Annotated in this window: 14 protein-coding genes; 3 read left to right on the forward strand and 11 right to left on the reverse strand. The window is 62.8% G+C overall.

What is annotated here, in order from left to right:
* Positions 1-27: 27 nt before the first annotated feature.
* Positions 28-906 carry a LysR substrate-binding domain-containing protein gene (locus tag JJ959_RS13865; RefSeq protein ID WP_292884528.1) on the reverse strand — a complete coding sequence of 293 codons (879 nt, stop codon included), beginning with the start codon at positions 904-906 and terminating at the stop codon, positions 28-30.
* A gap of 113 nt (positions 907-1,019) precedes the next feature.
* Here JJ959_RS13865 and JJ959_RS13870 point away from each other — a divergent pair, with 113 nt between their 5' ends.
* Positions 1,020-1,970: an AEC family transporter gene (locus JJ959_RS13870; protein WP_292884530.1), complete on the forward strand. Its 951-nt coding sequence runs from the start codon at positions 1,020-1,022 to the stop codon at positions 1,968-1,970.
* A gap of 3 nt (positions 1,971-1,973) precedes the next feature.
* Here the strand turns inward: JJ959_RS13870 and JJ959_RS13875 are convergent, their stop codons facing one another.
* The 3 genes from JJ959_RS13875 to thrC all read right to left on the reverse strand — a co-directional run bounded on the left by JJ959_RS13875 (position 1,974) and on the right by thrC (position 5,363).
* The gene (locus JJ959_RS13875) at positions 1,974-2,585 is read right to left on the reverse strand and encodes a GNAT family protein (RefSeq protein WP_292884531.1); all 612 of its coding nucleotides are present in this window, start codon (positions 2,583-2,585) and stop codon (positions 1,974-1,976) included.
* 85 nt (positions 2,586-2,670) lie between these two features.
* Positions 2,671-3,942: a pitrilysin family protein gene (locus JJ959_RS13880; RefSeq protein ID WP_292884532.1), complete on the reverse strand. Its 1,272-nt coding sequence runs from the start codon at positions 3,940-3,942 to the stop codon at positions 2,671-2,673.
* Entirely contained in the window at positions 3,939-5,363 is a 1,425-nt protein-coding gene (gene thrC / locus JJ959_RS13885; RefSeq protein WP_292884533.1) for a threonine synthase, read from the reverse strand. Before thrC ends, JJ959_RS13880 begins: the two co-directional genes overlap by 4 nt.
* 106 nt (positions 5,364-5,469) lie before the next feature.
* Here thrC and JJ959_RS13890 point away from each other — a divergent pair, with 106 nt between their 5' ends.
* Positions 5,470-6,366: an NAD(P)-dependent oxidoreductase gene (locus tag JJ959_RS13890; protein ID WP_292884535.1), complete on the forward strand. Its 897-nt coding sequence runs from the start codon at positions 5,470-5,472 to the stop codon at positions 6,364-6,366.
* On the opposite strand, the gene JJ959_RS13895 is transcribed toward JJ959_RS13890, so the two are convergent.
* Positions 6,363-6,830 (reverse strand): Lrp/AsnC family transcriptional regulator, encoded by a 468-nt coding sequence (locus JJ959_RS13895; protein ID WP_292884536.1) that lies wholly within the window; start codon positions 6,828-6,830, stop codon positions 6,363-6,365. The genes JJ959_RS13890 and JJ959_RS13895 overlap by 4 nt on opposite strands.
* 129 nt (positions 6,831-6,959) lie before the next feature.
* Here JJ959_RS13895 and JJ959_RS13900 point away from each other — a divergent pair, with 129 nt between their 5' ends.
* Positions 6,960-7,220, forward strand: coding sequence for a DUF6356 family protein (locus tag JJ959_RS13900; protein WP_292884538.1), 261 nt, complete (start codon positions 6,960-6,962; stop codon positions 7,218-7,220).
* An 11-nt stretch (positions 7,221-7,231) separates the two neighbouring features.
* Here JJ959_RS13900 and JJ959_RS13905 read toward each other — a convergent pair whose 3' ends face one another.
* The 6 genes from JJ959_RS13905 to JJ959_RS13930 form a co-directional block, all read right to left on the reverse strand.
* Positions 7,232-7,678, reverse strand: a complete 447-nt coding sequence (locus tag JJ959_RS13905; RefSeq protein WP_292884540.1) for a hypothetical protein — start codon at positions 7,676-7,678, stop codon at positions 7,232-7,234.
* 5 nt (positions 7,679-7,683) lie between these two features.
* Complete coding sequence (locus JJ959_RS13910; RefSeq protein WP_292884542.1) at positions 7,684-8,676, reverse strand: hypothetical protein; 993 nt, start codon at positions 8,674-8,676, stop codon at positions 7,684-7,686.
* A gap of 99 nt (positions 8,677-8,775) precedes the next feature.
* On the reverse strand, positions 8,776-10,272 hold the full coding sequence (locus JJ959_RS13915; RefSeq protein ID WP_292884544.1) for a carboxypeptidase M32: 1,497 nt from the start codon (positions 10,270-10,272) through the stop codon (positions 8,776-8,778).
* Positions 10,262-11,011: an SURF1 family protein gene (locus JJ959_RS13920; protein ID WP_292884546.1), complete on the reverse strand. Its 750-nt coding sequence runs from the start codon at positions 11,009-11,011 to the stop codon at positions 10,262-10,264. Before JJ959_RS13920 ends, JJ959_RS13915 begins: the two co-directional genes overlap by 11 nt.
* A gap of 57 nt (positions 11,012-11,068) precedes the next feature.
* The gene (locus JJ959_RS13925; protein ID WP_292884548.1) at positions 11,069-11,443 is read right to left on the reverse strand and encodes a DUF983 domain-containing protein; all 375 of its coding nucleotides are present in this window, start codon (positions 11,441-11,443) and stop codon (positions 11,069-11,071) included.
* A gap of 34 nt (positions 11,444-11,477) precedes the next feature.
* Positions 11,478-11,662 (reverse strand): cytochrome c oxidase subunit 3 (locus JJ959_RS13930; RefSeq protein ID WP_292884550.1); only part of this gene is annotated, 185 nt, incomplete at its 5' end.

Here is an 11,662-nt window from a genome sequence, read left to right on the forward strand (position 1 = left end):
CCCCGTCGCCGCGCCGGTTTCAAACCGTCATTCGGCGCGAACGGAGAAAGACTCCGTGCGGATCAGTTCCAGAAGCGGGGCGACGGCCGGGTTGTCCGCCTCCCGCCGCACCTTCAGCACCACCTCGAGCGTCGGCGCGTTCGTGAGTGGGCGGGCGACGATGTCGGAAAGCTGCCCGTCACAGATCGATTCCGGCACCAGCGCCACCCCGAGACCGGCGGCAACGAGACGGAGGATGGTGTTCTGCAGCTGCGGCTCGAACCGGAAACGGGGCACGATGCCATCCGCCGCGAAATAATCGGCCACCGCCCGGCGCAGGGTTTCGGCGATCCCGGCGGGCGTCGCGATCAGGTCCGCGTCCCGGAGATCTCCGGGCCCGAGCTCCTCCAATGCCGCAAGAGGATGCGAGGGCGGGGCGACGAGGCAGAGCCGGTCGGTGAAAAGCTTTTGGGTCTCCAGCTGCGGCAGGACGCGGCCGGAAAAAGTGATCCCGGCGTCGAGCTCGCGGTTCAGCAGCTTCGTCTCGATCTCCGCCGGCGTGGTCTCCGAGAGCGACACGCGAACATCCGGCCGGATCGCCGTAAAGCCGCTGACGATACGCGGCACGATGCGGTGCGCCGCATGCATCATGAAGCCGAGACGTAACTCGCCCTTCTGACCTTCCGCAACCAGACGCGCGTCCCGGCAGGCGGCTTCGAACTGCGCCAGCACCGCGCGGGAGTCCTTCAGAAAGCGCTGTCCGGCCGGCGTCAGCGAGACCTGGCGCGAGGTGCGCTCCACCAGCCGGGCACCGAGATCGCGCTCCAGATTGGCGATCTGCCGGCTGAAGGGCGGCTGGGTCATGTTCATGCGCTCCGCCGCCCGGCCAAAATGCAGGGTCTCGGCCAAGGCGACGAAGTAGCGCATCTGCCGCGTATCCATTGATACCTTTATTAACTCAATTTATGCTTTGATCTGGATTGGATTGTATCGATAAGACGGCGTAGAGAAAAGCCGTACCGCAACGAAACGCTCCGGCCATGCTCTCCAATCTCCTCGTCGTCCTGCCGATCTTCGCCCTGATCCTGACCGGCTTCGTCGCCCGCCGCTCGGGCGCGCTCGGCCCGACCGCGACCCGCGAAGTGAACCGCTTCGTCGTCTATCTCGCTCTGCCGGCCATGCTCTTCAGCATCATGGCCAAGGCCGATCCCAGGGAGATCTGGCAGCCGGACTTCATCATCGCCTTCACGGCGGGCTGCGCACTGGTCTTCGGAGCGACGCTCTGGGTCCGCAAGCGGCAGGGCTGCCATCTCGCGGACGCCGCGATCGACGGCCTCAATGCGAGCTATCCGAATACCGGTTTCATGGGATTCCCGCTGGTGCTGGCGGTGGTCGGCTCCTCGGCCATGGGCGCGACGATGATCGCGACCATCCTGACCGCCTGCGTGCTCTTCGCCGTCGCCATCGTGCTGATCGAGTGCGCGCTGCAGACCGGATCGCGCCGCCGCGACATCCTCGCCAAGACCGCGCTCGCCCTGGTGAAGAACCCCCTTCTCGTCGCTCCCGCCCTCGGCGCCGCAATGATGGCGTCCGGTCTCTCGCTCCCTGAGACTCTGGACAGCTATCTGGCGCTGCTGGGCGGGGCGGCCTCCCCCTGCGCCCTCGTCGCCCTCGGACTGTTCCTCGCGGACAATGCCAATGCCGCACGGGCGGAGGTCCCGGTGTCGAACAGCCGGGTGCAGGCGGTGCTGGTCGCATTGAAGCTGGTGGTACAGCCGGCCATCACCTGGGTGATCGCCGTGCCGATCCTCGCCCTGCCGACGGGCGTCGCGCATCTCGCTGTGCTGCTCGCCGCGCTGCCGACCGGCACCGGCCCCTTCATGCTGGCGGAGTTCTACCAGCGCGAGGCGCTGCTCACGAGCCGCGTGGTGCTGACCACGACAGTGCTCTCGGTCGCCTCGCTCTCGCTCTATCTTTCGATTGCAGGGTAAGCCCTAGAACTTCTTCAGCTCGTCGGCGAAGTTCGGATAGAACTCCTCGCGCAGCAGCGCGAAGAGAATGTGGTCCTGCCAGCGCCCGTCAATCTTCAGGTACTTGCGCGCCAGCCCTTCCTCGGTGAACCCCGCCTTCCGGAGCACGCCCTGGCTCGGATAGTTGCGCGGCAGGCAGGCCGCCTCGATCCGGTGCAGGGCCAGTTGGTCGAAGCCGAAGGAACAGACACCGTGCACCGCCTCGCTCATGTATCCACGGCGGGCGAACGGGCGGCCGATCCAGTAGCCGATGGTGCAGGACTGGGCGACGCCGCGGCGCACGTTGGCGATGGTGATGCCGCCGACCAGCGCGTCGTCGCTGCGGCGGTAGATGAAGAAGGAATAGCCCTGGTCACGGGCCCAGTCCTCCGCATAGCGCGAGAGGCGACGGCGGAAGGCGGCACGGGTCAGGGCATCGTCCGGCCAGCGCGGTTCCCACTCGACAAGAAAGTCCCGGCTGACGGCGCGGAGCTCCGCCCATTCACCCCAGTCATTCTTGTTCGGTTGCCTCAGATAGAGACGCGGCAGCGTGACGCGCGGCTCGATCTTCGACGGCGGGAAAAACGTCAGGACCAATCGGCGATCCCCCTTGGAGTCCTATGCCGACGATCATTTTTCCTGCTAACCGTGCGGAAGGCAAGCGGAAGTGCCCGCCCGGCCGTCAGTTCAGCCGCGCCCGGATGCTGTCATAGGATTCGAGCTGCCCGGTCGGGCCGAGCGCCGCCAGGGTCGGGGTCGAGGCCAGCAGGCGTTTCGCCGCCCGCCGGATCGCCGCCGTGTCCACCGCATCGACCTTCGCCACCAGTTCCTCGACCGGCACCGGCCGGCCATAGACCAGCATGTGCTGGGCCAGCTGCTCGCAGCGGTTGGACGTGCTCTCGCGGCTCATCAGCAGGCCGGAGCGGAGCTGGGTGCGGGCACGCTCGACTTCCTGCTCGCTGACATTCTCCGCCACGTCCTTCAGTTCGTCGCAGACCACGGGGACGAGTTCCGCCGCGTCCTTCTCGCCGGTCCCGGCATAGATCGAGAACATGCCGCCGTCATTGTAGGCGGCGCTGAAGGAATAGATCGAATAGACCAGGCCGCGCTTCTCCCGCACTTCCTGGAAGAGGCGCGAGGACATGCCGCCGCCGAACAGCATGGAAAGCACCTGCTGGGCGTAGAAATCCTCGTCATGGAAGCCCATGCCCTCGAAACCAAGCAGCAGGTGGAGCTGCTCGAGATCCTTCTCGACCCGGCTCTCGCCGCCCTTGTAGGCCGCGGCCTCGGTCTTCGCGCCGGACTTCGGTGCGAGCGAGCCGAAGCCGCGCTCGACCTCCTCGACCACCCTGTCGTGCTCGACATTGCCCGCTGCGGAGAAGACGAGGATATCGCCTGCGTAATTACCGTTGATGAAGGACATCACGCCGTCGCGGCTCATGTCGCGGACGATCTCCGAGCGCCCCAGCACCGGCCGGCCCATAGCCTGGTCCGGATAGGCGACCTCCTGGAAATAGTCGAACACGATGTCGTCCGGCGTGTCCGCCGCCTGGCCGATCTCCTGCAGGATCACGTGCCGCTCGCGGCTGAGCTCGGTCTCGTCGAAGGTCGACTGGGTCAGGATGTCCGAGAGGATATCGACGCCGAGGGCGACGTCCTGCTTCAGCACCTTGACGTAGTAGGCGGTCTGCTCGCGCGCGGTATAGGCGTTCATATGCCCGCCGACCGCCTCGATCTCCTCGGCGATCTGCGGCGCCGTGCGGCGCTTGGTGCCCTTGAAGACCATGTGCTCCAGCAGATGCGCGACACCGTTCTCGGCCGCAACCTCGTGCCGGGTCCCGACATTCAGCCAGGCCCCGAGGGACACGCTCTCGACGCTCGCCATCCGGTCGGTGACGACCCGGATGCCGTTCGAGAGTTCGGTGATGCGGACGCCGTTCGCGGCGTTACTCATGCAGCATTCTCCTTGCCGGCAACGATGCCGGCTATATGGGTACTGACGGTGCCGTAGTCATTGGCCAGCACCGTCATCCGCTCCTCGCGTTCCAGCAGGTCGGCGAGCCGCGCCGGCAGCGCCGGGCGGATACCGGTCGCGGCCTCGACCGCGTCCGGGAACTTCGCCGCGTGGGCGCAGGCGAGCGAGATCAGCGGTTCGTCCATGCCGATATCGCCCGCGGCGCGGGCCTTGCGTGCGGCACCGAGGGAGACGGCGGAATGCGGATCGGTGATCTCACCGGTCTCCTCGAAGACTGCCTTGATCGTCGCCTTGGTTTCCGCCTCGTCGGTGCGATAGCCGTCGAACACGGCGCGCGCCTTCTCCAGCATGCCTTGCGAGATCGTGAAGCTGCCGTCCTTGCGGAAGGAGGTCAGCACCTCGGTCACGGCGGCGCCGTCGCGGTCGTAGAGATCAAAGAGGAAGCGCTCGAAGTTGCTCGAGACCTGGATGTCCATGCTCGGGCTGATCGAGGGCTTCACGCCTTCAAGCTTCATCTCGCCCGAGGCGAGGAAGCGCGAGAGGATGTCGTTCTGGTTCGTCGCCACCACCAGCCGGTCGATCGGCAGGCCCATCTGCTTGGCGGCATAGGCGGCGAAGATATTTCCGAAATTGCCCGTCGGCACCACGAAGGAGGCCGGCCGTTCGGCGGTCGCGCCGACCGAAAGGGCGGAGGTCACGTAATAGACCACCTGCGGCAGGATCCGTGCCCAGTTGATCGAGTTCACGCCTGAAAGGTTGTACCGGTCGCGGAAATCCGGATCGTTGAACAGCGCCTTCACCATGTCCTGGCAATCGTCGAAGGTGCCTTCGAGCGCGATGGCATGGACGTTCGGGGCATCGACCGTCGTCATCTGGTGCTGCTGCACCGGCGAGACCCGGCCCTTCGGGAAGAAGATGAAGATCTCCGCGTTGGTCCGGTCGCGGAAGGCCTCGATAGCCGCCGAGCCGGTATCGCCCGAGGTCGCGCCGACGATGGTCACCTTCTCGCCGCGCTTCGCCAGCACATGGTCGAACATGCGCCCGAGCACCTGCATCGCATAGTCCTTGAAGGCCAGCGTCGGGCCGTGGAACAGCTCCATCATCCAGAGATTGGCGTCGAGCTGTTTCAGGGGCGCGACGGCACTGTGGCCGAAGGAGCCGTAGACCTCGTCCATGATTTTCTTCAGCGTCGCGTCGTCGAACGCGTCGCCGGTGAAGAGGCGGCAGATCTCGAACGCGGTCTCGGCATAGGTCAGCCCGGAAAGCCGCTTCAGGTCGGCCGCCGAGAGCTGCGGCCAGGTCTTCGGGACATAGAGTCCGCCGTCGCGGGCGAGGCCCGTCAGGAGCACGTCTTCGAAGCCGAGTTCGGGAGCCTTGCCCCGGGTACTGATATAGCGCACGTCCGCCGTCTCTTTTCGCTGTCCGAAAGAGCGCAACCTAGCGGTGGCCAAGGGTTCTTGCAACAATGCCCGCAGCCAACACGACAGGGACGACGGGACGGGCTCCATGGCACTCGACTGCATCGCGATCATGACGCCGGGGGACATGGGTCATGCCATCGGCCGCCGCCTCGCCAAGGGCGGGCTCCGGGTCGTCACCAACCTTCAGGGCCGCTCGGCCCGCAGCCGCGCCCTGGCGGAGAAGGCCGGGATCGAGGATCTCGGCTCCGACGCGAGCCTGCTCGCCGAATGCGACGCCATCTTCTCGATCATGCCTCCGGATCAGGCGGGCGGTTTCGTCGACCGGATGGCGAAGGCCGCGGGCACACTCACGGAGAACCCGCGTGCCGCGCTGGTGGACCTCAACGCCATCGCCCCCTCGACCGCCCGCGCGCTGCGTGACAAGGCCGAAGCGGCCGGCATCCGCTTTCTCGATGGCGGCATCATCGGCGGGCCGCCCTATCCGGGACGACCGAGCCCGCGGGTCTATGTGAACGGCCCGGGCGCCGAGGCGTTCGAGGCGCTCGGGCCGGCGCTCGACATCCACGTCGTCGCGGGCGAGGTCGGCGCCGCCTCGGCGTTGAAGATGTGCTTCGCTACCCTGACCAAGGGCGTGCAGGCGCTGGCGATCCAGAGCTTTGTCACGGCGGAACTTGAAGGGGTCGGCCCGGAGTTTCGCGCCGAGATGGAAGGCGCCCAGGCGAACCTGCTCAAAAGCCTCAGCAACAGCCTGCCCGGCATGCCGCCCAAGGCCTATCGCTGGATCGGAGAGATGGAAGAGATCGCTAAGACCTACGGCGACGCGGGCCTCAGCTCCAAGACCTTCGAGGGCGCGGCGGAGGTCTACCGCTTCGTCGAGAGCACGCCGCTCGGCAAGGAAGTGGTGGAGAACCGCACCATGGGGACGGACCTCGAGGATCTGGTTTCGCGGCTGGCGAACGCGCTGCGAGAGCGTCAAGCCTAACGCGCGTACCCCAGCGGCAGCGCCGTCGTGTACTTGATCTCCTCCATCGCGAAGCTGGAGCTGACCTCGGAGAGGTCGGCGATGGAGATCAGCCGTTTGTAGACCGCGTCATAGGCATCGACGCTCGGCACCACGATGCGCAGCAGGTAATCGACGGTACCGCTCATCCTGTAGAATTCCAGCACCTCGGGAATGTCCGAGACGCCCTTCGCAAACTTCTCAAGCCAGACGTCGTTGTGCTGGCTGGTCTTGATCATGACGAAAACCGTGAGCGGCACCTCGACGGCGCGGCGGTCGAGTAGAGCGACTCGCTTGCGGATGACGCCCTGCTTCTCGAGATTCTGGACACGGCGCCAGCAAGGAGTGGAAGAGAGCCCGACCCGGTTGCCGATCTCCGAGACCGAGAGTGCGGCGTCTTCCTGCAGCAAGGCCAGGATGCGGCGGTCGACATCGTCCATCGCCATGCTCTTTATCCTCACTCTATTAGAAAATTATTCCAACAATCTGAGGAAAAGCGTGAAAGATAGCAAACAAATTGCGCCAGATTGGGTGGACAATAGCGCCCTGTTCGCCTTTCAGCCGGGAGCCCAGCCATGATCTTCAAACTCTTCACCAGCCATCCCGAGTCGGTCGGCGAGAGCTATTGGCAACACTTCGGGTTCGCGACGTCGACGGGCGCGGCGATGATGCTCGGCGGGCTCGCCTGCATCGCGCACGGGCTGTTCCCGTTCCTCTTCACGCGTACCGGCAGCAAGACCATCGCCCGGCTCTACGAGCGCATGTCCTCCGGCGCCCGCCACAGGGTGATGGCGACGAACCATGCGGAGCTGGGCCGGCAGCAGCCCGCTGAATAATTTGCGACAGTTTACTGAACAGTCTGACCGGGCGTTTTTCGAATTTTAATGATTATTGCCGCAGTGTAGAGCACAACAGCTAAACCCGCCCAAGCAAAGAGATAAGATAATACAAATACTGTGCGAGCACCTAACATCATTGCGCCTTCTGGGTGCCAACTCTGCCCAAGATTGGCTCTAAATAACGCGAAAATGATTACCAACCCGATCAGCACAAGCAGCGCCACGCCAAGTCGCCACAGCAATCCTCTAACATTCAGGCCTGTGTAAAAAGAATTCAGAATCACACACGCGATAATAGAAAGAAACGGAATCGACACATTTGCATATGGCTGGTAGTAAGCCGGCAACAGGGTCAAACCGGTCAGGAAATCTTGCCATGGCAGCAAAATCGTTGAGATAGCAGGAAGCGCGAAATCACGCCATTTCTGGAACAAAGCGCCAAGACCAAAACTCATGACACTTACTCTTGAATCGTTGTTACTGGCATCTCAACGGAGCCATATCCGCTAAAATTAAGAACGACATTGACTGTTTGTCGTCGAGCAGGAAATGGAACAGATTCTGAAAATTCTTTTACAGTAAAATTTGGCTCATGAAGCTTCATATACTCGTTAAGCGATGGAAAGATTTTAAAAAATTCTGGATCCGTACCTAAAAAATCGACCTCAACCGTATCAGATCCAGAAAATATCTCAAGATCAGTTTCATCAACTCGGATAGAGAATATCGAAATAGGCCGAATTTTTTCTCCATCGAACTGCAGATACTGGCTTGCAGTTATATCTACAGAGAAAAATTGGTTATTAATTTCTGTGTTTTTGCCCCCGCCACCTCGAAGAGTTTCAAATACTTTTGAATTTTGAGGCAACGCGATGCGTGCGGCCGAGAGATGCCGAAATAAAGCATTCTTATCTTGAGTATTGCGGCGCAATTGATCAAGGGCGCGCTCAAAAGCCGAACGGGATACGAGCGCGGACTCCAAATTAATTTGGTCAGACATAGATGCAAATGTGGGGAATCCCCATTGAGGATTCGAAAACGTGACCTCAGATGGACGAAGAACCGCTTCAACATCCATATTTTCTGGAGCGACACCATGATACAGAATTGTGTCCGACCTAGCCCACTGATTATCCGTCGCAGAAAACCTCTTGTATGCGCGATCTTTAGTTTTCGCGACGCCTTTTAAACCTGTCTTTGTCCACTCAACCCATAACGGCCGACTATGTTTATTGTAAACGCATCGACCAAATTCATAATCGCCGTGAGGATCTTTCGTGAAGAAACTGATAAATTCAAAATGATACCCAGAATCGTCTCGGCCTCCTTTCGCAGCCTCTCCATTTTTCGGAGATGGGCATAGTCGAGAGTGTGGATGTGCATCGGCTGCGAATATTCCAATTAGAAAACCACAGGCGCCTAACAAGATTGCAGGCAAAACATACCAGCGCATGATCTCACCTCGATCAGGATGATATTGTACGACCCACCTTCAATCTATACGCGCAAAGAAGAATTTAGGAGCCCTTTTCTCGAAAATCATAAGCGCCCCTTACGCGAGATACCGCTTCCGTAAATGCCCAATAAATGCGTCGGCGCTGAGCTCGGAGCCGGTCGCCTCCGCGAGGATCTCGTTGGTGAGCTTGGAGCTCGCCTTCCGGTGCACATTCTCCCCAAGCCATGACAGGAGCGGTGCGAAATCACCCTCCGCAATCTGTACGTCGAGATCCGGCAGCGCGTCCTTCGCGGCCCTGAAGAGCTGCGCCGCGGCCAGCGCCCCGAGCGTGTAGGTCGGGAAATAGCCGAACGATCCGTGATACCAGTGGATGTCCTGCAGGCAGCCGTCCCGGTCGTCCTTCGGCGCGGCGCCAAGCGAGGCCATCATGCCGTCATGCCACGCACCGGGCAGGTCCTTCACCTTGAGGTCGCCCGCGAGGAGCGCCTTCTCGAGGTCGTAGCGCAGCATGACATGGAGCGGATAGGTCACCTCGTCCGCATCGACCCGGATCAGGCCGCGGGAAACCCGGTGGCCGAGCCGGTTCAGGTTCTCCGGCGAAAGCGCCGGCCCGTCCTTTCCAAGCACGTCCGACGCGAGCGGCGCCAGGAAGCGATAGAAGGCCGGCGAGCGGCAGGCCTGCATCTCCATCAGCAGCGACTGGCTCTCATGCATCACCATGCCGCGCGAGGATCCGACCGGCTGGCCGCGCCATTCCGCCGGCAGTCCGTGTTCGTAGAGCGCATGGCCGGTCTCGTGGATCACCCCCATCAGGGCGCGGGTGAAATCCTCCGACGAATAGCGGGTCGTGATCCGGATATCCTCCGGGATGCCTCCGGTAAACGGATGCGCGCTCTCGTCGAGACGGCCATGGGTGAAGTCGAAGCCAAGCGCGGCCATGACCTTCTCGCCGAGCGCCTTCTGCCTGTCTGACGGGAACGGCCCCTCCGGCTGAAGCGCCTTCGGCCCGGCCGCCTGATGCGCGAAAATCTTCTCCATCAACCCCGGGAGTTCGGCCTTCAACGTGGCGAAGATCGGATCAATCGAGGCCATGTTGCCGCCCGGCTCGTAGCTGTCGATCAGCGCGTCATAGAGGCTGCATCCCAGCTTCTCTGCCTTCACCTGACCGTATTCGCGGGTCAGGTCGAGGACGCGCGCGAGCTTGTCCGCGACAGCGGCGAAATCGTCCCGCTTGCGGGCTTCACGCCAGGCATTGACGCAGGCCGAGGTCGCCCGCGAGCGCGCCTCGACCAGATCGGCCGGCGCGACGGTCTCGTTGGTATGGACCCGGCGCATCTCACGCAGGTTCGCGCGCTGCCAGGGGTCCAGCGCCGTAGCGGCGGCTTCCGCCTCGGCAAGCTCCTCCTCGACCTCGGGATCGGAGAGCAGTTCGTGCTGCAACACGTCGAGCACGGCCATCTGCTCGGCGCGGGCTTCCGCCCCTCCGGGCGGCATCATCGTCTCCTGATCCCAGCCGAGCACGGCGCTCGCGCCGGAAAGCGCGGAGTAGCGCCGGAAGCGCGCCTCAAGGGCGGTATAGGGGTTATTGCGCACGGCCGGATCCCTCGCCACCGTCGGACACCTCGTCCTCGGGCTTCAGGTGGAAAATGACATAGATGACGATCAGAGTGAGGGCGAGAAGCGCCCAGGTCACCGCATAGCTCAGATGCTCGTTGCGGACATGGATCTTCGTATCCGCGCCGATCGGCATCCGGAACGGCCCCGGATCGCGCAGGCGGTCGACGTAATAGGGTAGCACCGGGCCGAGATTGCGCGCGGTCCCCATCTCTGCCGTATCGACATAGAGCCAGACCTCGTTCTGCGGCTCGTTCTCCGGAACGAAATAGCCTTTGACCCGGTCTTCCCGGATCAGTCCCTCGACGGTCTGCACGCCCTCGACATGCATCGGCTTGGTATCGACCGGGCCGAGCGCCTTTAGCTGGATCCAGCCCCTGTTCACCAGGATGGTGCGGCCGTCCGTCAGCTTCATCGGCGTGATCAGGTGAAAGCCCGCATTGCCCTCGAACGGCTTGCCCGTGATCAGCAGTTCCTTGTCATGCAGATAGACGCCTTCGAGACGCACGCGCCGGTAACGCCAGTCCTCGATATTGTCGAGGACGTCAGGGGGACTGACCGGTGCTTCGGCCACGCGGGCTTCGAACTGCTCGATGATCCCCGTCTTCCAGATCAGGCGTTCGACCTGCCAGTAGCAGAGGCCGAGCATGAAAGCGGCGGCGAGGACAGTAAAGAAGGTGGCCCAGAAGGTCGGGCGAAACCTGCGATTGCCGAGCATGTTCTAATCCCAGACTGTGCCCCGTCGGAGCGGGACGGCCCGCTCCGTTGACGCCGGCTAGGTCCCCGGCGGGCGGTGCGGTGTCTTGTGCTTGAATTGCAGCGCGATCGTATACGCTTTCAACGGCCGCAGCAGGGCCACGGTGCCGCCTAGGACCGCCGCGCTCCAGAGCACGGCATGTACCCATAGCGGCGGCTCGAACAGCGTCTCGATCCAGAGGGCCAGCGGCACGATGGTGCCCCCGAGCACGAAAATAATGAAGACAGCGGGACCGTCACCGCTGTCTTCGTTCTTCAGGTCCAGCCCGCAGTTCGGGCAGGCGTCGCGGACCTTGAGAAAGCCCTCGAAGAGGCTCCCCTTGCCACAGCGCGGACAGGTGCAGGAGAGCCCGGTCGAAAGCGGCGACAGCGGGGGATAGTAAGGCTCGCTCACGCGCTATCGTCCCGCATCGATCCCATTGTGGCCGTCAGCCGCCCCACCAGTAGACGCAGACGAACAGGAACAGCCAGACCACGTCGACGAAGTGCCAGTACCAGGCTGCCGCCTCGAAGCCGAAATGATGGTCCGGCTTGAAGTGGCCGGCGCGGCCGCGGAACCAGCAGACCGCCAGGAAGGTGGTGCCGATGATCACGTGGAAGCCGTGGAAGCCGG

The organism is Nisaea sp., assembly GCF_017640745.1.
Classification (GTDB): Bacteria; Pseudomonadota; Alphaproteobacteria; order Thalassobaculales; family Thalassobaculaceae; genus Nisaea.